The sequence below is a fragment of the Pseudomonas sp. OV546 genome, assembly GCF_900116845.1.
In the GTDB taxonomy this organism is placed as follows: Bacteria; Pseudomonadota; Gammaproteobacteria; order Pseudomonadales; family Pseudomonadaceae; genus Aquipseudomonas; species Aquipseudomonas petroselini.
On the sequence record NZ_FPCE01000009.1, the window covers coordinates 16,556 to 37,504 of the forward strand.

Annotated in this window: 24 protein-coding genes and 1 pseudogene; 13 read left to right on the forward strand and 12 right to left on the reverse strand. The window is 56.6% G+C overall.

The window, feature by feature from the left end; all coding sequences use genetic code 11:
• Positions 1-239: 239 nt before the first annotated feature.
• Positions 240-1,904 carry a gamma-glutamyltransferase gene (ggt, locus tag BM403_RS20155; protein WP_256577189.1) on the forward strand — a complete coding sequence of 555 codons (1,665 nt, stop codon included), beginning with the start codon at positions 240-242 and terminating at the stop codon, positions 1,902-1,904.
• 148 nt (positions 1,905-2,052) lie between these two features.
• On the opposite strand, the gene BM403_RS20160 is transcribed toward ggt, so the two are convergent.
• Positions 2,053-2,448: a winged helix-turn-helix transcriptional regulator gene (locus tag BM403_RS20160; protein ID WP_093544384.1), complete on the reverse strand. Its 396-nt coding sequence runs from the start codon at positions 2,446-2,448 to the stop codon at positions 2,053-2,055.
• 112 nt (positions 2,449-2,560) lie between these two features.
• On the opposite strand from BM403_RS20160, the gene namA reads away from it, so the two are divergent.
• The 4 genes and pseudogenes from namA to BM403_RS20180 all read left to right on the forward strand — a co-directional run bounded on the left by namA (position 2,561) and on the right by BM403_RS20180 (position 5,812).
• Positions 2,561-3,601 carry an NADPH dehydrogenase NamA gene (gene namA / locus BM403_RS20165; protein WP_093544387.1) on the forward strand — a complete coding sequence of 347 codons (1,041 nt, stop codon included), beginning with the start codon at positions 2,561-2,563 and terminating at the stop codon, positions 3,599-3,601.
• A 68-nt stretch (positions 3,602-3,669) separates the two neighbouring features.
• Positions 3,670-4,053 (forward strand): nuclear transport factor 2 family protein, encoded by a 384-nt coding sequence (locus BM403_RS20170; protein ID WP_010656571.1) that lies wholly within the window; start codon positions 3,670-3,672, stop codon positions 4,051-4,053.
• A 69-nt stretch (positions 4,054-4,122) separates the two neighbouring features.
• A pseudogene (locus tag BM403_RS20175) lies at positions 4,123-5,143 on the forward strand (alpha/beta hydrolase).
• Positions 5,144-5,353: 210 nt separating this feature from the next.
• Positions 5,354-5,812: a nuclear transport factor 2 family protein gene (locus BM403_RS20180; protein WP_012724346.1), complete on the forward strand. Its 459-nt coding sequence runs from the start codon at positions 5,354-5,356 to the stop codon at positions 5,810-5,812.
• A gap of 72 nt (positions 5,813-5,884) precedes the next feature.
• On the opposite strand, the gene BM403_RS20185 is transcribed toward BM403_RS20180, so the two are convergent.
• Positions 5,885-6,760 (reverse strand): LysR family transcriptional regulator, encoded by an 876-nt coding sequence (locus BM403_RS20185; RefSeq protein ID WP_010656568.1) that lies wholly within the window; start codon positions 6,758-6,760, stop codon positions 5,885-5,887.
• Positions 6,761-6,914: 154 nt separating this feature from the next.
• On the opposite strand from BM403_RS20185, the gene BM403_RS20190 reads away from it, so the two are divergent.
• Positions 6,915-7,496 carry a TetR/AcrR family transcriptional regulator gene (locus BM403_RS20190; RefSeq protein ID WP_029612645.1) on the forward strand — a complete coding sequence of 194 codons (582 nt, stop codon included), beginning with the start codon at positions 6,915-6,917 and terminating at the stop codon, positions 7,494-7,496.
• On the opposite strand, the gene BM403_RS20195 is transcribed toward BM403_RS20190, so the two are convergent.
• Both BM403_RS20195 and BM403_RS20200 read right to left on the reverse strand, forming a co-directional pair.
• Positions 7,493-8,158, reverse strand: coding sequence for an NAD-dependent epimerase/dehydratase family protein (locus tag BM403_RS20195; RefSeq protein ID WP_012724344.1), 666 nt, complete (start codon positions 8,156-8,158; stop codon positions 7,493-7,495). The genes BM403_RS20190 and BM403_RS20195 overlap by 4 nt on opposite strands.
• On the reverse strand, positions 8,155-8,826 hold the full coding sequence (locus BM403_RS20200; RefSeq protein ID WP_010656565.1) for an SDR family oxidoreductase: 672 nt from the start codon (positions 8,824-8,826) through the stop codon (positions 8,155-8,157). Before BM403_RS20200 ends, BM403_RS20195 begins: the two co-directional genes overlap by 4 nt.
• Before the next feature lie 295 nt (positions 8,827-9,121).
• Between BM403_RS20200 and BM403_RS20205 the strand changes: the two genes are divergently transcribed.
• Entirely contained in the window at positions 9,122-10,324 is a 1,203-nt protein-coding gene (locus tag BM403_RS20205; RefSeq protein WP_046036270.1) for a pyridoxal phosphate-dependent aminotransferase, read from the forward strand.
• A 33-nt stretch (positions 10,325-10,357) separates the two neighbouring features.
• Here the strand turns inward: BM403_RS20205 and BM403_RS20210 are convergent, their stop codons facing one another.
• Positions 10,358-10,990, reverse strand: coding sequence for a TetR/AcrR family transcriptional regulator (locus tag BM403_RS20210; RefSeq protein WP_010656563.1), 633 nt, complete (start codon positions 10,988-10,990; stop codon positions 10,358-10,360).
• A gap of 109 nt (positions 10,991-11,099) precedes the next feature.
• Positions 11,100-11,435, reverse strand: a complete 336-nt coding sequence (locus tag BM403_RS20215) for a LysR family transcriptional regulator (protein ID WP_093544390.1) — start codon at positions 11,433-11,435, stop codon at positions 11,100-11,102.
• Positions 11,436-11,541: 106 nt separating this feature from the next.
• Between BM403_RS20215 and BM403_RS20220 the strand changes: the two genes are divergently transcribed.
• The 3 genes from BM403_RS20220 (at position 11,542) to BM403_RS20230 (ending at position 14,092) form a co-directional block, all read left to right on the forward strand.
• On the forward strand, positions 11,542-12,123 hold the full coding sequence (locus tag BM403_RS20220; RefSeq protein WP_010656561.1) for a TetR/AcrR family transcriptional regulator: 582 nt from the start codon (positions 11,542-11,544) through the stop codon (positions 12,121-12,123).
• A 51-nt stretch (positions 12,124-12,174) separates the two neighbouring features.
• Positions 12,175-13,278: an alkene reductase gene (locus BM403_RS20225; protein WP_093544392.1), complete on the forward strand. Its 1,104-nt coding sequence runs from the start codon at positions 12,175-12,177 to the stop codon at positions 13,276-13,278.
• A gap of 70 nt (positions 13,279-13,348) precedes the next feature.
• Complete coding sequence (locus tag BM403_RS20230) at positions 13,349-14,092, forward strand: SDR family oxidoreductase (protein ID WP_010656559.1); 744 nt, start codon at positions 13,349-13,351, stop codon at positions 14,090-14,092.
• A 308-nt stretch (positions 14,093-14,400) separates the two neighbouring features.
• Here the strand turns inward: BM403_RS20230 and BM403_RS20235 are convergent, their stop codons facing one another.
• Genes BM403_RS20235 through BM403_RS20255 form a run of 5 tightly spaced genes read right to left on the reverse strand, consistent with a single transcriptional unit; the run spans position 14,401 to position 17,005 of the window.
• On the reverse strand, positions 14,401-14,979 hold the full coding sequence (locus BM403_RS20235; protein ID WP_046036273.1) for a flavin reductase family protein: 579 nt from the start codon (positions 14,977-14,979) through the stop codon (positions 14,401-14,403).
• A gap of 56 nt (positions 14,980-15,035) precedes the next feature.
• The gene (locus tag BM403_RS20240) at positions 15,036-15,485 is read right to left on the reverse strand and encodes an SRPBCC family protein (RefSeq protein WP_010656557.1); all 450 of its coding nucleotides are present in this window, start codon (positions 15,483-15,485) and stop codon (positions 15,036-15,038) included.
• Between the two features lie 44 nt (positions 15,486-15,529).
• A complete protein-coding gene (locus BM403_RS20245) occupies positions 15,530-15,916 on the reverse strand; it encodes a nuclear transport factor 2 family protein (RefSeq protein ID WP_032885487.1) in 387 nt (128 codons plus the stop codon).
• 56 nt (positions 15,917-15,972) lie between these two features.
• Positions 15,973-16,356 carry a nuclear transport factor 2 family protein gene (locus BM403_RS20250; protein ID WP_010656555.1) on the reverse strand — a complete coding sequence of 128 codons (384 nt, stop codon included), beginning with the start codon at positions 16,354-16,356 and terminating at the stop codon, positions 15,973-15,975.
• A gap of 10 nt (positions 16,357-16,366) precedes the next feature.
• The gene (locus tag BM403_RS20255; RefSeq protein ID WP_093544660.1) at positions 16,367-17,005 is read right to left on the reverse strand and encodes a TVP38/TMEM64 family protein; all 639 of its coding nucleotides are present in this window, start codon (positions 17,003-17,005) and stop codon (positions 16,367-16,369) included.
• A gap of 183 nt (positions 17,006-17,188) precedes the next feature.
• Here BM403_RS20255 and BM403_RS31915 point away from each other — a divergent pair, with 183 nt between their 5' ends.
• Both BM403_RS31915 and BM403_RS31920 read left to right on the forward strand, forming a co-directional pair.
• Positions 17,189-17,401, forward strand: a complete 213-nt coding sequence (locus tag BM403_RS31915) for a hypothetical protein (RefSeq protein ID WP_175538089.1) — start codon at positions 17,189-17,191, stop codon at positions 17,399-17,401.
• Positions 17,402-17,420: 19 nt separating this feature from the next.
• Positions 17,421-17,717 carry a hypothetical protein gene (locus tag BM403_RS31920; RefSeq protein WP_175538090.1) on the forward strand — a complete coding sequence of 99 codons (297 nt, stop codon included), beginning with the start codon at positions 17,421-17,423 and terminating at the stop codon, positions 17,715-17,717.
• A 666-nt stretch (positions 17,718-18,383) separates the two neighbouring features.
• Here the strand turns inward: BM403_RS31920 and BM403_RS20275 are convergent.
• Positions 18,384-19,298, reverse strand: coding sequence for a LysR family transcriptional regulator (locus tag BM403_RS20275; protein WP_012724335.1), 915 nt, complete (start codon positions 19,296-19,298; stop codon positions 18,384-18,386).
• 247 nt (positions 19,299-19,545) lie between these two features.
• Between BM403_RS20275 and BM403_RS20280 the strand changes: the two genes are divergently transcribed.
• A complete protein-coding gene (locus tag BM403_RS20280; protein WP_012724334.1) occupies positions 19,546-20,568 on the forward strand; it encodes a zinc-dependent alcohol dehydrogenase family protein in 1,023 nt (340 codons plus the stop codon).
• Positions 20,569-20,949: the final 381 nt, after the last annotated feature.

A 20,949-nucleotide genomic window follows, 5' to 3' on the forward strand; every position in this document is an offset into this window, starting at 1 on the left:
ACAAGAGCCTTCCACGTTAACCGCGTCGAGGGCTCTTTTTTTGACTGATAAACCAATAAGAAGATGTTGCGTATTCATTCTTTTCAGGCGCTGGGGTGCTCGGTTCAGATAACGAATCGCGCCCTGTTAGTTGCCACTGTGCTGCCATTATTTATAAAAAAAACAGGTGGTCTATGTGCAAGAAATCAGTGTTCTATCGGACGCGTCGCTGCGTTGCACTATGGATGGTGTTGCTATTTATGGGAACTTATCAACTGGCGGTCGCCAGCCCACGCACGGCATTGACGCATTCTGCGGTGGCCGTACCTGACCAATTTGCTGCGGACACGGCAAACGCAATCTTTGCCAAAGGCGGGAATGCCGTGGATGCGGCTGTCGCCGTTGCCTTTTCCCTGGCCGTGACCTACCCCGAAGCCGGGAATATCGGCGGCGGCGGTTTCATGACCGTCTACTTCAAGGGCAAACCCTACTTTCTCGATTACCGCGAGCGTGCGCCGCTGAAAGCGACGCGAGACATGTTCGTCGACAGCTCGGGTAAAAAAGTGATTGCTGCCGACCAACCGCAAGGCAGTGTGATCGGCCACCGGTCGGTGGGCGTGCCGGGGACGGTCGCCGGTCTGTGGGAAGCGCACAAACGTTTCGGCAAGCTCAAATGGACGCAGCTGATCGAACCAGCCATTCACTATGCGCACCATGGTTTCGTCGTCGATGAAGCACTGGCCAGTATCGCTACGAGCGAAAATGAAAAACGCTTTGCCGGTAAAACCAACTTCGCTGAACATTTCGGCAAGCTGCAGGCAGGCACTACCTTCAAGCAGCCTGAACTTGAGGCGGTTCTCAAGCGCATCGCCGCGCAGGGACCGAAAGGTTTTTACGCTGGTAAAACCGCTGCGCTGATCGTGACCGATATGAGTGCCAATGGCGGGCTGATCAGCACGCAGGACCTGGCCGACTACAAAGCCGTGTGGCGAGATCCCATACAAGCGAACTGGAATGGCTTTCAGATTGTCACCGCTCCACCGCCCAGCTCCGGCGGGGTCGCGCTCGTGCAACTGTTGAAGATGAAAGAGATGCGCCGCGAGGACTTCCAGGGCGTGCCGCTCAATTCCGCGCGCTATATGCACCTGGTGGCGGAGATCGAGAAGCGGGTGTTTGCCGATCGGGCGCAGTACCTGGGCGATCCCGATTTTTACACGGTGCCGGTGCATGAGTTGATCGACGAGCACTACCTGGCGGGTCGGGCGTCGCAGGTCAATTTGTCGGTCCCTTCGGACACCGATAAGGTCGTCGCCGGCCTGAATATTGAATCGCCGGAAAAACCCCAGACCACGCACTTCTCAATCGTCGATAAATGGGGCAATGCCGTTTCCAACACCTACACGCTCAATGGCTTTTTCGGCTCCGGTGTAGTCGCGGAAAAAACCGGCATTTTGCTCAATGACGAGATGGATGACTTTTCGGCACTGGCGGGGGTGCCCAATCAGATGGGCGTCGTGGGCACTGATACCAATGCTATCGAACCCGGAAAGCGGCCATTGTCTTCGATGACTCCGACGATTTTCCTGAAGGACGGCAAGGTCGCCCTGGTCATTGGTACACCGGGTGGTTCGCGGATTTTTACGTCTATCTTCCAAGTTGTCAGTAACGTGTATGACTTCCACCTGGGGCTGAAAGACGCGGTGGGTGCGATGCGTTTTCACCACCAACTACTGCCTGCCAACACGATCTTCTGGGAGCCCTACGCGCCGATTTCCGGGCAACTGGCGGCGGACCTTGACGTCGCTGGCTACTACCTGGCTAACCAGGGCTTCAACGGTGATATTCAGGCAATCCGCGTTGAGCATGGGGTGCCTGAACCCGTATCTGATCCCAGGGGGAGGGGCGTCACGTCCATCGCCAAGTAGCGGGTCAATCCGCTCGTCTGGCTTACGAGCATTTGGCCAGAGGCACTCGGTAAGGGGGGGCATCCAGGTGGATCGAGATCCACCGGAGCCCACGCCCCAGTGCTAGTTCTTTATCCTGCGCTGAGGCGTTCGCCTGCCTGACAAGAATCTAAAGTTGGGCGAGCGATTCAAATGAATTTGCATCAATCTCAGCGCGCCTGAATGCCAGGATTGCATGCTCATGCACCGCTCCCCACTCCCGCATCGCGCTGATCAGTGGGGCAAGCGTGTTGCCTAATGCTGTTAGGGAATACTCGACCTTGGGCGGGACCTCTCGATAGATTTCGCGATGGATAACCTTATCTGTCTCCAGCTCTCTGAGTTGTAGTGTGAGCATTCTCTGGGTCACATCTGGCATCAGCCGACGCAATTCGTTGAACCGCTTCGTTCCTGACATCAGATGGAACAGTATGAGCGATTTCCATTTGCCGCCGATGACATCCACCGTAAAGGCGACAGGACAGGCAAACGCTTCAACTTCACTCTGTGGGGTGCATTTCTTCAAAGGGATCTCCTAGGTATAAAAAATGTACCTACAGCACAAAAATGTGCGTACTTACGCGAATCGGATGTGCACATTATCATTATTCCATATCGATCACTATGGAATTAGTTAGATGAGTTTGCTGCTGTCCCCTCATGAAATTAAAGGCCTTGAACTGAAAAACCGCGTGGTCATGTCGCCCATGTGCATGCACATGGCTGCCGATGATGGCTTTGTCACTGAGTGGCACCGAGTGCATTACGGTGCTCGCGCCTTGGGCCAGGCGGGGCTGATTTTCCCAGAAACGCTGGCAGTCCATGCCGACGGTCGTATCGGGGCCGGTGACCTCGGTATCTGGAGCGACGCACACATCGTCGGCTTGAAAGCGCTGACCGAACTGCTTCACAGCTTTGGTGCAAAAGCCGGTGCTCAGATCGGCCATGCGGGGCGCAACGCTGACCTGCCCAATCTCATTCACATCGCGCCATCGGCTATCCCGTTCACGGAAACCAGCCCCGTGCCTCGCGCACTCGCGGCTGAGGAAATTCCGGGGTTGGTAAAGCTCTACGGCGATGCCGCACGACGTGCCAGTGAAGCGGGCTTTGATGTGCTTGAGATCCATGCCGCACATGGTTATTTGCTGAGTGAGTTCCTCTCACCACTCGCCAATACCCGCGACGACGAATATGGCGGTGATGCCAAGCGTCGCTATCGCTTCCTGCGCGAAGTACTGGAGGAAGTCAAAACCCATTGGGGCGATCGCCCTCTGTTTGTTCGTATCTCCAGCTCTGATTACGCCGAAGGCGGGAATACCCCCGAGTCGTTCCTTGAATACGGTCGCTGGATGAAAGAGCAGGGCGTCGATCTGATCGACTGCAGCTCCGGCGGGATCAAGATGATCAAGGTGCAGACCTATCCTGGTTACCAAGTCCCGGCCGCTGAGTTGCTGCGCAAAGAATTGCATATTGCGACGGGTGCGGTGGGTGTCATCCAGAGTGGTCGTCAGGCCGAAGACATCCTGCAAAACGGCCGAGCTGACTTGGTGTTTGTCGGCCGGCAAATGCTGCGTGATCCGTTCTGGGTGCGCACTGCAGCAGATGATTTGAAAGAAATCATTGAGATTCCTGCTGCCTACACGCGTTACGGCTCTGTATGGCTTGATACCAAAGCCTGAACTTGTCCACGTCGAACGCGCGCCGCTGGGGCGCGCTAATCCTCAATCCTATGAAGCAGGAGTCAACCATGAGCAAACCTACTTACGTACACGAATATCAAGCCGTCACCGAGGTGCTGAACCAGTACATCGAGGGCTGCAAGCAAGCAAAAAGCAGCCTCATGAAGCCAGCTTTCAATGAGCAAGCGACCATGTTTAGCGTCGATGGCGACGGTAAGCTGGCCGGTGGCGCAATTCCAATCCTGTTCAAGGGGATTGATGAGGGTTTTCGCCCCTCTCCAGATGCACCGGCAGCTATCGTCCGCATTGAGATTGTCGGTACGGCGGCCAGCGCGCGCATCGACGCCAACGACATGTCAGGCATTTCTTTCACCGACTTTTTCCATCTGCTGAAAGTCGATGGCAAGTGGACGGTCGTCAGCAAGATCTTTCACACCCACGTCGCGCCTTGAACCTCTGTCGTCCTTGAGTCTGCTGTAGCTGATTGCTTCCTGGCACTCAGCCATACAAATGGAACCGTCATGAAAACCCTTACCTCCGCTCTCGCTTTTACGGTCGTTACTCTTGCGCCGGGTAGTGCCTCCGCCACCACATACCCGGGAGTTGAGCACAACACGGCGAAACTCTTGCAATCGCTTGAAGGTGTGCCGACGCTCGATTCCATGAAGCCGGTCGATGCCCGTGCCGCGCTTGCGGGCGCCCAGGCTGCCCCTCAAGTGGCCTTGCCAGCAGCTGATGTCAGTGAGAAGACGATCCGCGTCAACGGCAGCGATCTGAAGTTGACCATCGTGCGCCCGGTCGGTAGCCAACAAAAGACGCTGCCCGCGTTCATGTATTTCCATGGCGGCGGCTGGGTGTTGGGCGACTTCCCGACCCACGAACGACTGGTGCGTGACCTGGTGGTAGGCTCGGGTGCGGTGGCGGTCTTCGTCAACTACAGCCTCTCGCCAGAGGCAGCATATGGCGTCGCCACCGAGCAAGCCTATGCCGCGACAAAATGGGTCGCTGAACATGGCGAAGATATCAAGGTAGACGGCACTCGCCTCGCCGTAGCCGGCAATAGTGCTGGGGGGGAACATTACCGCCGTAGTTGCCCTGATGGCGAACGAGAAGGGTGGACCTGCACTGCGCTCGCAAGTGTTGCTGTGCCCAGTGACAGATTCCAATTTTGACACGCCGTCGTACAAGGAGTTTGCCAACGGCTATTTCCTGACGAAGGACATGATGGCCTGGTTCTGGGACAATTACGCACCCGACGCCGAGACACGCAAACAGATTTACGCTTCTCCACTGCAGGCCACGACCGAACAGTTGAAGGGCTTGCCCCCGACGCTGATCCAGACAGCCGAATTCGATGTCCTACGCGATGAAGCTGAAGCTTACGGCCGCAAGCTCGACGCTGCGGGTGTGCCTGTGAAGATGGTTCGCTACAACGGCATGATTCACGATTTCGGTCTGTCGAACGGCTTCAGCCATCTGCCGACGCCGCGCAGCGCGATTGCGCAGGCTTCTCAGGAACTCAAGATCAACCTGAGCAAGTAATTTCAAAAACAAAGACCCCGCAGGTCACGGTGAAACTGCGGGCTTCGTCATTGAAAACATATCGTCATCTCATTGCGCGGCTGCCTGCGCACAGCAGATTCCATGAGCGTCTACTGGGGCTTTGCGGTTGAGCATATTTCAATAATTACACTCCTTGTGAAGAGCGACTACATGAAAATTATATCGATTAAACAGTTGTTTTTTGTCGGCTTGATTTCGAGTATTGGCGCGCTGGCTCACGCAGACAACTCACCGAGCAGTCCGCAAGTAGTCAGTAGTAAAACAGTCAGCAAAGCTACATATCTAGAAGACTATCAAGCTATCACTAAGGTGCTTAATACGTATATTGAAGGTTGCAAACAGGCCAAGAGCAGTATCATGAAACCCGCTTTCAATGAACATGCGACGATGTACAGCGTCGGCGCCGATGGCAAGCTGGAAGGCGGGGCGATTCCAATCCTGTTCGAGGGGATTGACAAGGGTTTCCGCCCATCTCCGGATGCGCAAGCTGCTATTACTCGTATTGAAATCGTCGGTAATGCCGCGAGTGCTCGCATTGACGCCACCGGCATGTCCGGCCTCTCTTTCACCGACTTCTTCCATCTGCTGAAAGTAGAGGGCAAGTGGACGGTTGTTAGCAAGGTTTTCCAAACGCATGAGACGCCTTAACGAGTAAGGGCCGTGCTGAAGTACGAGGTTGAAATCAAAGATGAACTTCACGAAGTACGCGTCAGCACTCATCTAGTTCTTTTTCACTGCATGCTCGATAATCAGTTGAGCCAGTAGTTTCACTGGATCAGTTAGGCCGCGGCGTGCGCGGTGCACCAAACCAATATCGCGATGGAATGTACGTTGTTTCAGATCGATTGCACGTATCTGCGGAGGCCATTCTTCATGGGTGGCCGTTTCTGGTACCAGAGCGACTCCGACACCGTTTGCAACCAGTTTGACGATTGCATCCAGCTCATCGAGTTCGCAGACTTCATGTAAAGAAAAATGAGTTTGTCGTAGAAATCGATCGACTTGACGTCCGCCGAAGGATGAACGGTCATAGCGGATAAAGGGTTGGGTTGATACCAACTCAGCCCAATCCTCGCCTGGCATATCAATCGGGACAATCAGCCGATACGGTTCGCGCGCCAGAGTTGTCCAGCGTAGATCGCTGTGAAGAGAGAAGGGTGGACGGATAATCGCCGCCATATCGATTTCACCTGAATCGACCTGGTTTACCAATTCCATTGACAGCCCGGGAAGGACTCTCGTCCTGCACTGTGGGGATCGTTGGTGAAATTCTGCCAAGGCTTCAGGTAAGAAGGAGCGCTGAACCGAGGCAATCGCGCCAATGGTCACCAAAACATTGGCGGGAAGGCCCACTGGTGTCGTGCCCAGATCCTTGAACTGACGTACCAGTTCCTGGCCCTGCAGCAAAACCTGTCGACCCATTTGGTTGAGTTGGGCGGAGCGTCCAATACGGTCGAACAACTCCACACCTAGCTCTGCCTCAAGGCGCTGCATTTGGGCGCTGACGGCGGCTTGGGTTAGGCCGATTTTGCTGCCGGCAGCGGCAAACGTACCTTCTCTCGCCACGGCGATAAGTGTTTTCAGTTCTTTTATCATCCACAAATAATAATTATGTTTCGCGGGTAAATACATTTATATTTTTGTGGCTCAAGCGTTGCGTAAATCTGCTTGCGGCACAGGTGTACAAGCGGCAGGCGCTGCACCAGGCGCCTGCCGCTTGAGCGTTTTTTTTGCTAGCATGCGCCGCATTATGAAGAAACCTGTCCAAGATATGCGCCAGCACATCATCGATGTCGCCAGGTCGCTGATGACCCAAAAAGGTTACACCGCCGTCGGCCTTACCGAGTTGCTCACGGCCGCGGGTGTACCGAAAGGGTCGTTCTACCACTACTTCCGATCCAAGGATGAGTTTGGCCAAGCGCTGCTCGAAGAGTACTTTGAGGAGTACCTCACCAGGGTCGATGTGCAACTGGCCAGTGAGGGCTCCGGCGCTGAACGTCTGCTGATCTATCTACGCTATTGGGCCGAGACTCAGGCGTTTGATCACACCGATCAAAAATGCCTGGTAGTCAAATTGGGTGCGGAAGTGTGCGACCTGTCCGAAAACATGCGCGGTGTGCTTGAGAAGGGTACCGCCCTGATCATCGAGCGGATGAGTCGTTGTGTTGAGCAGGGTAAAGCGGATGGCTCCATAAGAGCATCCGTTGATTCAGCAATACTGGCTGAAGCGCTTTACCAGATGTGGTTGGGCGCCTCGTTGCTGGTCAAAGTCAACAAAACACGTGAGCCTTTTGACGCTGCGCTTGATATGAGCCGACGCTTGTTGGCTTAGTGTCGATCGGCAGGCTTGGTCATGCTGCTCGATGGCACCACATGAATGCCAGGCTCCTGACTGATCGCGGCTTCAAGCAATGCCCGCGCAATCAGCGCCGGGGGATTGAGACGCCAGCGTTCAGGTAACAGCGGCGATGCAAGTTTGAGCATCCGGATCAGTGCACGCTCGGCATGGCGCACCTCCTCACGCTTGCCTCCGATGACACCCGGCCGCACATACGTCAGCGATTCAAACCCCACCCTCGCCAGATCCTGTTCCAGGCGGCCTTTGACCTGGTTATAGAAAAACGAAGATCCCGCATCTGCGCCGATAGCCGAATTGAGCACGTAGGTCGGCGTTCCATGCGCGCGTGCGAGCCTGGCCACTGCCAATGGATAGGTGTGGTCGACTCGCTCGAAGGCTGCCCTGGAGCCAGCTGTTTTAAGCGTGGTACCCAGCGTGCAGATCACAGCATCTGCTTGCCAGCGATCAGCCTGTTCGTCCAAGTGATCAAAATCGATGGGCGTGGCGATGAGTTTAGGGTGCGCCGCCAAAGTCTTGCGTGTTGGCGCGTAGACCTTGCCGACGCGCGGATCCGACAGGGCCAGATCCAGTACATGGCTGCCAACCAGCCCGCTTGCGCCGACCAGTAGCAGCTTGAATGTTGTGGGTTCGTTCATGCTTGAGTGCTATTCGGCACAAAACTCTGGATAGCCTCGTTGACCGGTGTGCTGCCTTGGGTCAGTTCGATAATGACGCGACTGACGCCGGGCTGTTCGATGATCTGCAACAAGGCTGCGGCGACATCGTCGCGCGGCACGTCGCCATAGGGGATAGCCAGGCCAGCGTGGACCTTGCCACTGCCGGGTGAGTCCAGCAAGGTGCCGGGGCGCAGAATGACCCAATCTAGATCGCTTGCGGCCAAGTGCACATCGGCGCGTTTTTTCACGGCCATGTAGTTTTCGAAGGTCTCGGAAACCGATTTGCCACGCGATGCCTCTGGAAACGCCGACACAAGAATAAAGCGCTGAATGCCCGCCAACTCAGCCGCGGCTACGGACAGCTCAAGGCCGTGACCGTCGATGGCATCCGTCATCTGCTCGCCGCCTTTGCCGCCGGCACCCGCCGCGAATACCACGGTATCACTGCCCGCCATCAGCTTGGCCAGAGCCTCTGTGTCGAGGTCAAGCAAGTTACCCGCCACGGGGATGGCGCCGAGTGCTTCGAGTCCCTCGGCCTGTTCCGCATGACGGTATAACGAATGTGGTTGATGGCCTCGGTCTGCCAGTTGTCGAGCAAGGCTTCGGGCCACTTTACCCGAACCACCGACGATAAAAACTGAGTGCATAGTTCCTCCAGATCAGGCGATGTTTCAAAAATGTCCCCCTCAAGCGAACCTGCAAACGCGCTCGGCGAATGCACGCTGAGGGTTATTCTATATTGGTCACTACAGAAACTGTCAAGCGCCTGGGAGATTTGGCCCCGGGCACGTGCCTTGTCTTCAATCGGCGCAAGAGGCCAAAAAAATCAGCCCGGAATAAACAAATAAAATTGATTTTTTGCATCCATATATATTGTTTTAATTGTCTGCTGGAGGCCGCTAGCATTGATGCACTATCAACAAAAGCTCAAAGAGTGGCCCCATGCAATTGCTCGGAAATTTGCTGAAAGCGGTTAAACCCTCGCCAACGCTGGTAATCACGCGCAAGGCGGCAGAGTTACGCCGCAATGGGGCCGATATCATCAGCCTGTCAACCGGCGAGCCGGACTTTCCAACCCCCGATCACATCAATGCGGCTGCCAAGGCGGCGATTGATGCAGGCCAGACCCGCTACACCGATGTAGACGGCACTCCAGAACTCAAAGCGGCGATCGTTCGAAAGTTTCAGCGTGAAAACGGCATCACCTACGCGAAAGACGAAATCAGCGTCGGCACCGGCGGGAAGCAAGTGCTGATCAATGCGCTGCAGGCCACCCTTAACCCCGGGGATGAAGTCATCATTCCTGCGCCTTACTGGGTGTCCTATCCGGACATGGTGCGCCTGGCGGGGGGCACGCCCGTGGAAATCCGCTGCGCGGCCCATCAGCATTTCAAGATCACCGCTGAGCAACTCCAGCAAGCCATCACGCCGCGTACCAAGTGGCTGATTTTGAATTCGCCAAGCAACCCGACGGGTGCGGGTTATAGCGCGGCAGAGCTTGATCGGTTGGGCGCCGTATTGTTGGAGCATCCGCAGGTCTACGTGCTGACGGATGATATGTACGAGCACCTGTGTTACGACGGTTGGGTGTTTTCCACGCTGGCTTCGCAGGTGCCGGCGTTACATGGTCGCGTGCTGACCGTGAATGGCGTTTCAAAGGCCTATTCTATGACGGGCTGGCGCATTGGTTATGCGGGCGGTCCTAAACCTTTAATTGCTGCCATGGCCACCATTCAATCGCAGACCACGAGCAACCCCTGCGCAATATCCCAGGCGGCTGCCGTGGCAGCGCTGGACGGGCCTATCGATTTTCTGGCTGAGCGCAATGAAGTGTTTCGTCAGCGCAGGGATCTTTGTCTGGACGCTTTTAACACCACTCCCGGCCTGGTATGTCGCCGTCCGGAGGGCGCTTTTTATCTCTTCCCTTCATGCTCGGGGCTGTACGGGCGCAAAACGCCTGCAGGAGCGGTGCTGACTAATGACGTGGATGTCTGCCAGTACCTGCTCGAAGCCGCACAGGTGGCGGTGGTACCGGGGAGTGCGTTTGGGTTGGAGGGTTATTTCCGCATCTCCTTTGCGACCTCCACGGTGCTGCTGGAGCAGGCATGCGCGCGCATCAAGGCTGCGTGTAAACAGCTTGCTTGAATGCAGCGCGTGGTTTGGCGGAGTTGGTTCCAGTCAAGCTGACAGGGAAGGGCTCAGCATCGCTACGGCTGTTGCGCCTATGCCTTGCAGGTCTTCCCTGCTGGCAGCGTCATGTGCCTGCAGGGACATGCCTTCGAGCAATGTATTCAAGGCAGCGGCGAGCAGGCGAGTGTTGGTTTCCGGTTTGAGCTGACCTTGTTCCACTGCGCGATCCAAGCGCTGCTGTAAGTAGTCACGGCCTTCCTGGCGCAAGGCCTTTAGGGTCGCGGTGACTTCACCGGCATCGTCGGAGACATTGACTGCCGCGAGGACGACCATACAGCCGCAGGGCGCCTCGGGTTCGGTCAAGATCGACGCGGAGGTGTGGAAGAACTCGCTGATGGCAAGCACTATGTCGGGCTCGGTGTCCATGCGCTCCCACGTGGCATCCCAGAACGTCGCTTCGTAGTAGGCAACCGCTTCGAGAAACAACTTGGCTTTGTTGCCGAACGCCGCATACAGGCTGGGAGGGCTGACGCCCATGGCTGAACACAATTCCGCCACAGAGGCCGGCTCGTAGCCACGCCTCCAAAACACTGCCAGCGCCTGCAGCAGAGCCTGGTCTCGATCAAACGCGCGCGGGCGTCCTTTTGCGCGTGGAACAGAGATTGGGGTGGAGTTGGTCATTGAGTGCAGCACCTTGGGGGCGTATCGCCAGACGAGCATGCCTGGAAGAAAGTTCTGCCCAATGATACACAAAATGAAATTTTCGGTTGCGTAGCGTAATTCTGAGCTTTCAGTTCGGCCGTGACGGGTGCCCAAGGGCCGGTACGTCGTATCGCTCAAGCACGTGGCCAATACCGCTCAATAGCGGTATCACATGCTTCGCAATATCATCGGCGACTGCGGTGGACACCATCTCTGCGTTTCGGCGAAAAAACAGTGGGTCCTGAAAAACCAGCCTGAGTTTGGACAGGCTGTTGCTGACCGCAGGTTGCCCAATGTTCAACCGCTCGGACGCCCTGGTGACACTTTTTTCCTGATACAGCGCAGCGAAGATCACCAGGCAATTGAGGTTGAATTGCGCAAGGCACTCGGTGTTGAACGTTGACGTGGGGGGAGGGGTGTTCATGAGCTTTACCCTGTCATTTGTCTTCGTTCGCCGTTGGTCGTAGAACGTGAGCCTATTCTAAAATTTACTAGACGACCGGTCTAGTTTTAATTAGGGTGGCTGCATTATGAAAAAGCATCATTCTGAAACACGCCAACACATCCTGGATGTCGCCAGGACGTTGATGACTCACAAAGGCTACACCAGCGTAGGGTTAGCTGAGGTGGTAGCGGCTGCGAGCGTGCCTAAAGGTTCGTTCTACCACTACTTCAAATCCAAGGAAGAATTTGGTCAGGCATTGCTTGAGCAGTATTTTTCCGACTACCTCGCAACAGTCGACACGCTGTTGATGGGTTCTGCACCCGCCGCGCAAAGGCTGCTGAGTTACTTCCAGTATTGGGCGCAAACCCAGTGCTCTGATTTGCCTACCGACAAGTGCCTGGTGGTCAAGTTAGGCGCCGAGGTCTGTGACCTCTCGGAGGGCATGCGCCTGGTGCTCGACCGAGGCACGCAGGCTATCCACGCAAAGCTTGAGCGCTGTATTGAGCAGGGGCTTGTCGATGGCTCGATCACGTCCACAGCGCCAAGCGCGACGCTTGCGCAATCGCTCTATCAGGTTTGGCTCGGCGCTTCGTTGATGATGAAGATCGGCAAGCGCGACGACGCCTTTGAAACATCCCTGACTCTGGCAAAGCGACTTTTGTCGTAGTTATTTTTTACCAACTTACTAGACGACCGGTCTATTTAATTGAGGTCTATCATGACAGACAACGCCACTCGTACCGACTTATTCACCCCCATCAACCTGGGCGCGATGAAACTCGCCAACCGTATTTTGATGGCGCCTGTCACCCGTAGCCGCTATGCCGAAGATGGCATCCCCAACGAGCTGCACGCTGAGTATTACGCCCAACGCGCCACCGCGGGCTTGATCGTCGCCGAGGCCACCAATATTTCCGCGCAAGGCCGCGGTTACGCGGCCACCCCCGGCATCTGGAGCGAGGAGCAGGTTGCGGGCTGGAAGAAAGTCACGGACGCCGTGCATGCCGCCGGCGGGAAGATCGTCAGCCAGCTATGGCATGTGGGACGGTTCTCCAGTGTCGAGTTGCAACCTGACGGTGCCGCACCGGTCGCACCTTCCGCGATCAAGGCTGAAGGCGACACCTATACCACCAACGGCTTCGTCCCGGTGTCGATGCCACGGGCGCTTGAAACCGAAGAGATCCCGGGGATCATCGAGCAGTACAAACGTGCTGCCGAGAATGCCAAACGCGCGGGTTTTGATGGTGTAGAGGTTCACTCGGCCAACAGCTACCTGCTGGACCAGTTCCTGCGGGACTCGACCAACCATCGCACCGACCAGTACGGCGGTTCTATCGAGAACCGTGCGCGCCTGACCCTGGAAGTGACCGAAGCAATCGTCAAGATCTGGGGCAACGACCGGGTTGGCATCCGTTTGTCGCCGGTGACGCCTGACGCCGGCAACACGCGGCCCGACAGCAATGTGATGGCGATGTATGGCTACCTGATCCAGCAACTGAACGCATTCGATCTGGCTTACCTGCACTTCGTTGAAGGCGCGACCGCCACCTCGCGTGAAGTGCCGGAAGGCGTGGACATGGACGCATTGAGCGCGCAGTTCAACGGGCCCTTCATCGGCAACAACAACTACGACCTGGACATGGCTATCGAGCGCCGCGCCCAAGGCAAGATCGACGCCGTAGCGTTTGGTCGCCTGTTTATCTCCAACCCGGACCTGGTTGAGCGCTTGCGTCGTGGGGCCGAACTGACCATCGCACCGCGCGAGTCGTATTACGGCGGCGGCGCCAAAGGCTACACCGACTGGCCTGTCGGCAACTACTGATCCGCTTATATCCGCGATAACCCCAAAAACTGCCCGCACAGACGGGCAGTCACCAACGAGAGGAACGCCCATGAACTATCTGCAGAATAAAACCGCGATCATCACTGGCGCATCGTCCGGCCTGGGTGCTGCATCGGCACGTGCCTTGTCCGAGAAAGGCGTTCGAATTGTCGCAGCAGCCCTGGACCAGCAGGGCCTGGACGCCATCGTCAGCGAACTGAAAGGAAAGGGCGGTGAAGCGGTAGGTCGCGTCAGCGACGTTACCAACCCTGAGGATATGAAAGCGCTCGCGCAATTCGCCCAAGACTCTTTCGGTTCGGTGGATATCCTGATCAACAACGCAGGCTTGATGCTGTTTTCCAACTGGGTCGACCTGGCCACCGATGATTGGGAAAAGATGATCAACGTGAACATCAAAGGCTACCTGCATGGTATCGCGGCGGTGTTGCCGTTCATGCTGAAACAGAAGTCGGGCCAGATCCTGAATATGGATTCGGTCGCCGGTCACCAGGTTGGGCCTGCTGCGGGTATCTACAGCGCCACCAAATTCTTCGTGCAGGCCATGACTGAGTCGATGCGCAAAGAGCTGGGTGTGCAGCACGGCATCCGTGTCAACACGGTCAGCCCGGGTGTGATCAACACCGGTTGGGCCGATAAAGTCACCGACCCGGCAGGCCGTAAAGCGGCTCAAGAGCTGAATAAAATTGCTATCTCGCCGGACGATATTGGTCGCGCAGTGGTGTATGCACTGAATCAGCCTGAAAACGTCACCGTCAACGACCTGATCATTTCGCCGACCCGTCAGGATTGGTAGGTCATAAGCGTTGAAATCACCCAGCCCAGGCACCGGCGCAACGCCGTGTGCCTGGGCGCTATAGGATCCGTCCTGTGCTCCCGAGTAAAAGCACTGAGACCCTTCAATGTTCAATGACATTCGTATTTTGATTGTCGACGGTGGCGCTGGCGAAGAGCCTGCGTGACGCTGGAAGGATGGTTGGCGCGGGCGTTTTATGCATCGCTGTACCGCATACCGCAAGTCGCGCGCTATGGCCTGGTACCCTATGCATTACTGATGTCGGGTAACCATCTGGGGCCAGGCACCGAGCCTCGGTTGACACTGCATTAGATCACTGATGGAGTTAGCGCTTCTCCGATCGCATAAAAGTGGCCGCCTGCGATGTAGTGCAGGCTACGAAAGTCCGGGTGCGCACGCTCAAAGTGCCAATGGCCGTCGCTGAATACCCGTGTGTCGGCCCAGGCAGCGACGACTTCACCGATAAACAGGTCGTAGGTCGACTGGTTGTGAGGTTCGGGCAATAGTTTGCACGCAAGCCAGGCCGAGCAGCCGGCCACGAATGGCACGTCATGGCCGCTGATACTGAATAGCTCGACGCCGCTATGAGCCAGCTTCTGTGGATCTTCCTGCAGGCTGACGCTGCCGACATCGCGGGTCAATTGCAGCTGTGCCACGGTGGGAACCTGAATCACAAAGAGGCCGCTACGCTCTACCAGTTCGCGGGTTTTGGCGATCTTGTCCAGCACCACAGTGACTTTGGGCGGTGAGAAATCCAATGCACAGGCCCATGCCGCGGCCATCACATTTCGAGTCTCCTCGTGTTGAGCAGAAACCAGCACGGTGGGACCGTGGTTGATCAGCCGATAGGCTTTTTCAAGCGGCACTTCGGCAATGTGGTCGTGCATCGTAACTCCAGAAAAATTGAACCCCGCATCCATTGCTGGAGCGGGGTAGGGCACATTCACGCGGTGGCGGTTTGGTTCAGGTAAACCTGGAGGCTTTCATGCCCGCCGACAATGAGCGACTCGATGGTCGAGGTCCATTGCCCCGCTGGGTCAGGCTCGCGCGTATCGAAGGTCGCAGACCACAGAATCACGGTTTCGTCCTTGCCAGTCAACGGGATCAGGCGCACGGTCAACACGTAGTTGTCGACGGGCAATGGCGCTTCAACGAAACGGTAGGAGAACTGCAGATTTACCGCGTCTATCGACAACAACTGCTCGCGCAGAATGGCGCCATCCTGCAACGTCAGCCTACGGATGCAACCGACCAGACCGTCCGGCTGACCGTCTTCGATGACGCTCTGCGGGATCGCCGGGTGCCACTGGCTGATTTTCCCGAAGCGCTTGAGTACATCCCAAACGCGCTCGGCGCCGCCGTCTACAACGGCGCTGTATTCAACTTTTGCCATGATTTATCACCTTAAGAAACAGCATTACGTTCAGGCTGCTCGGGTCAGCCTTCAAACTGGTGATAAACCTTAGCGATCACCTTCCAGGTGCCGTCGATTTTGATCAGTGTCAGGTAATCGTTGTAGTCGGCACCGATCGCGTCCTTTTCCATATCCACCCGTACCACGGCGGTGGTTGGGGTGATCGCCAGCACGTCCAGGCGGGTACTGATATCCGGGGCCGTGCCATTGGTACGGACGAAGTCGAACAGGTTGCTGATCGGGCCGCCCAACAGTTTGCCGTTGGTGAAGCCGTACATCACTGCTTCCTTGTGGAAGGCCTGCTCCAGCACTTCCGGGCTGCCGGCACGCAGGCCGTCAGCGTATTGCTGGGCCACGGCGACAACGGCGTTGTAGTCCTGGGTGGGTACAGCTTTGATGTTTTTGCTCATGGTCAAACCCCTTTGCATGGTTTTGGCGCCAACAGGGCGCGGTTCAAACGGCTGGGTTAAGGAGCAACGTGGGTGTGGTAGATCTTGCTGATGACGGTCCACTTTCCGTCAACCTTCAGCAAGTTGAAGAAATCGGTGAAGCAGAAGCCGGAGATGTCGTTGGTATCGATACGTGCGCTGGCAGCGGTGCCTACGATATCGACGTTGACGATGGCGCCTTTGGCTTCCGGTGAGGGACGGAAGGCGCTGTCGATGATGTCGAACAGACCCTGGATCGGGCCTCCGGTCAGCTTGCCTTCGCCATCTACACCAAAGATGGTGGCCTGCTCGCTGAAGGCAGGTTTCATGAGGCTGCTTTTGGCTTGCTTGCCACCTTCGTTGTAGTGGTTCAGCACCGTGACGATGGCGTTGTAGTCTTCGACGTAAGTTGGGTTGCTCATGGTGTAACTCCTAGTTTGAAGAAGGTTGAAGAAGGGCTTGGTTGATCGCTTTGCGTGCATATCTGGCGACGGTCAGTAAGGCTATCAATGCAACGACCAGACCCGTCCAAGTCATCATTTGAGTCGATCGATTGGTCGTTACCTCGCCACTGATTATCTGTGCGACATCAGCCGCCAGAGAGCCCAAGTACGCATACAGAAATGTTCCAGGAAGCAGGCCGATCCAAGTCGCCAGGAGGAAATCTCGACGGGCGATTCGGCTGGCTCCGAGTCCATAGCTCAGCGGAGCGAACGGCACGATGGACGCTAGGCGCAAGAGAAAAACAATTCGAAAACCTCCTGACTCGATTGCGTGGTCGACCGCCGCTGATGTGGGGCTGTTCGCCAGGCGTCGTTTGACCCAAGGGCGCAGAAGCGATCTGCCCAAGGCAAACGCGACCGCTGCAGCCAGCAAGCCAGCGGGCGAGATGAGTAGCGTTCCCCCCATCGGGCCGTACAAAAAACCGGCGAGCGCCGTGAGCATTGAGGCGGGTACGAAGGCGACAGTGCCCACCACAAATATCGCGGCATACAGCGCAATCCCGACGACTGCGAGCGAGCGAATAATCTCGGTCCACTGGGCGACGCTGTGTACGGCCAGGTCTATCACGTTGCCTACCCGATTCATTCAGTTTGTGGGAATGCTTCCCGTCCAGCGCATCACTGAAAGCCATTTAATTAGCGATCGCTACATATCGCGTGTATTTTATAGTGGTCACTACAGTTGGTGTCAAGACATTTGCTTTCGGTGTTGGTGGGGGCGAAGTAGGCGTTCGACGGTGCTTTGCAACCAATGCCTGATGCCCTGGGGGAGAACACCATGACGCCAAGGTTTTACGCACAGGACACCTGTTTCTACAGCTCCATGGGCAACTACAGTTTTGAGGACAGGTGCGAGATGACTAAGGCGGTGGGTTATGACGCCACCTATCTTTCAATCTGCGATGGACGCAACTGGGCAACTGCCCAGCAATTGAACAGCGTCAAGGACGCGTTACGACATTGAGGTAGCGGGCATCTATGTGGTGCTCAACCTGCGCCTTGGCGCAGAGGCGGAGCAGAACGCGGGCATTTATCAGATGCTGAAAGTGGCACCGCCACGCTCCACCGTCGAATTGGTGATTAAAACCGCGGGGGATTTCGCGCGTTCGGACCCAGTGGGCGATGAGCCTGTGGTGCGTTTGTTGGCCGAAGCCTTGTCTATCGCACAGCAGAGCAATATAGGCATCCTGATCTACTCGCATTTGCTGCACTGGAGCGAAAAGCACGACGACGCCCTGCGCATTTGTGAGCGACTCAATCACCCCAACCTGAGCCGCTGATTCACGCCAGTATCAATATGATCACCTTCGGCCACGCGGAGTTTGCCCAGCTAATCCTGGAGGTGTTTGCCCTTTTGCAAGGCCGGGCTTCGCTGCGCGGCCTCAACCGCAAGAAACTCATCGTGCACTTCGTCCCTGGGCTGATACTTAAAGGGCGTCAAAGCACGCAGCACCGGGATAATCATCTCACTGGAGCCGGTCTACGCCATGGCCTACGCGTGGTGGTTGTTCCTGGAGCGCCGTCATATCGGATGTTGACAGGAGCGGTGTTGATGGTGCTGGCTACTGTGTTGTCGGCACAGAGTGCGGGGGGGATTCGCGCAGGACCAATAGCGGAGCGGCTACTTGACTCACCTATGGTGATCTCGCCACGTCCTGTGATAATCAGGATAGGGCAGATCACAGGTGCTCCCTGTTTTCTAAAAGCTCTCAGGATTCCCACTGATATGTTGAAAGCCTCAGGCCGGTCTATCGATTCGCAGAGACTCCGATCGGAACTGCCCTTATCAATAGCCTGTTTGGCCTTAGGCTGGGGGCATCCTTTTCGAAGCATCCAATGCATGCCCTCAAATGTGCCCCCAATGTAGCAATCCACTGGAAGTGAATGGAGCTCCATGGTTTGTGGAAAGGCAGAAATGATCAGCTAAACAGCCTGTCCGACGACGCCTAAAGACTCTCAGGGTCGCCAAAAAACATCTGAATCCGCGACCGCAACCACCGCTCTCCCGGATCATTATCCTGCGAGCCACGCCACGCCATGTGCAGCTCAAAGCTGCGTACCGGTAACGGCGGATCTTCCGCCCGCAACCCGCCCGCCGAGGTCAATGCTTCGGCCGCGTAGTCCGGCACTGTCGCCAGGATGTCCGTGCCCGCCAGCAACGTGCCGAGGCCGTTGAACTGTGGCACGGCCAAGACCACATGGCGTTTACGGTCGAGTTTTTCCAGCTCCTCATCAATGAAGCCGCTCAGGTCGCCGGCAAAGGACACGAGCGCGTGAGGGCGAGCGCAGAAGTCGTCCAGGCTCAGAGGGCCCGGCACGCTGTCGGCGCGCAGCAGTTTCGGCAGGCTGCGACGCAGGACTTTGCGTTTGGCGTTGGCCGGCAGGTCGGCGGTGTAGCTGACGCCGATGGAGATTTCGCCGGAGGCCAGCAGGCCGGGCATCAGGATGTAGTTCACGCGGCGTACCACCAACACGATGCCGGGTGCCTCGGCGCGCAGGCGCTTGAGCAGTTGCGGCAGCAGGGCGAATTCGACGTCGTCGGACAGGCCGATGCGGAATACCGCGGTGCTGGTGGCGGGGTCGAATTCGGCGGCGCGACTCACGGCGGTGGAAATTGAGTCCAGGGCCGGGGAGAGCAGGGCGAAGATTTCTACCGCTCGGGCTGAAGGCTCCATGCTGCGCCCCGTGCGCACGAACAGGGGGTCATCAAACAGCCCGCGCAGGCGTGACAAGGCCGCGCTGATCGCCGGCTGGCCGAGGAACAACTTCTCGGCAGCACGGGTCACACTGCGCTCGTGCATCAAGGTTTCGAATACGATCAAGAGGTTAAGGTCGACACGACGCAGGTCGTTACGGTTCATCTTGTGTCCTGGAAGAGTCAGCAAACTTGACGAGAGCGGCCGTATAGGAAGAATGACCGGCATGAATCTTACGGGCAAAGGCTGTTACTCTGCACAAGAAAATTGAGTTTTCTTACAAGAGCTGAGGTCTATTCCTCAGTTGCGGAATCAATGACAAGCATGTCGACTATTAATGGCGACCGGTGGTCTTACCCGGAAAGCCCAGATAGAGTTCATGGCATTAGAGGTTACTTTGACGAGGTTTGCGATGTCCCGCACGATCCGTTTTCACAAGTTTGGTCCGGCCGAGGTGCTCAAATGCGAAGAGCATGCAGCCGCGCAGCCCGCACCGGGCGAAGTGCAGGTGCGTGTCGAAGCGATTGGCATCAGCTGGTATGACATTCTGTGGCGCCAGAACCTGGCGTCTTCCCATGCACGCTTACCGTCCGGCCTTGGCCATGAGATGGCCGGGGTTGTGGTCGCCTTAGGCGATGGCGTGGATGACTTGGCGGTGGGCGATAAGGTGGCCAGTTTTCCGGCCGAGAGCCCTAATGATTATCCGGTGTATGGCGAACAAATCGTCCTGCCCCGTTCGGCCCTGACCCGTTATCCGGATGTCCTGAGCCCTATCGAAGCCAGCGTGCATTACACGCCGCTGTTGATCGCCTACTTTGCCTATGTGGATCTGGCACGCGTCAAACCGGGGCAATTTGCGCTGGTAACTGACGCCAGCCACTGCGCCGGCCCGTCCTTTGTGCAACTGGGTAAAGCCTTGGGGGTACGGGTAATTGCCGCCACCAAGGACAGCGCGGAGCGTGAGTACCTGCTGTCCCTCGGTGCCGAAAAGGTCATTGTTACCGAAGAGCAGGACCTGCTGATGCAAATCAACAAGTTCACCGATAACCGCGGCGTAGACGTGGTGTTCGATGGTTTGGGCGGCCCGCAAATGTCGTTGCTCGGCGACGTATTGGCACCCCGTGGCAGCCTGGTACTTTATGGCCTGCAGGGCGGTAACCAGACACCGTTCCCGGCGTGTGCGGCGTTCCAGAAGAACATTCAGTTCTTTGTGCACTGCATCGGTAACTTCACCGGCAAACCTGAACTGGGCATTATCCAGGACCAGGTGGCCTTGCAGCGAGCCCTGCGGGATATCAATCAACTGACCGCCGACCGCGTGCTGGTGCCACTGAAAACCACGGTGTTTCCTTTCAATCAGTTCGTCGAAGCGCACCGTTACATGGATGAATGCCCGTGCCGCGAACGTGTCGCGTTGCAGGTCGAAGCTGTTTAGTGTGTAGGAATGTTCTCTAACAAACACTGCTTGCCCCTGGCACATGGGGCAAATGCGCCATTTGGCAGGGCTGAACCTGCATAGCCCATCAGGTGCCTGCCCGGCACGCTAACCCCTGAATCGTGACTTTTTAGCTGACGCCGCCCTGAATTCCAGCGCGGCGTCTTCGTGTGCGCGTAGTTAATGTGTGGCCCGTTATTCATCTGCACTGCTTTTCGCCCAATTTCTGTATCTATTAATCATTATTCCAACACTGATAATTGCGCCTTCACTTTCATCTCAAGGACTGAGCAATGATTGATTATCTGACACTACTGTCGCGAGTACCTGTAACTAATTGCGCGTCAGGCGCGCGGCCACAAGGAAACAGGTGGGCGCCTG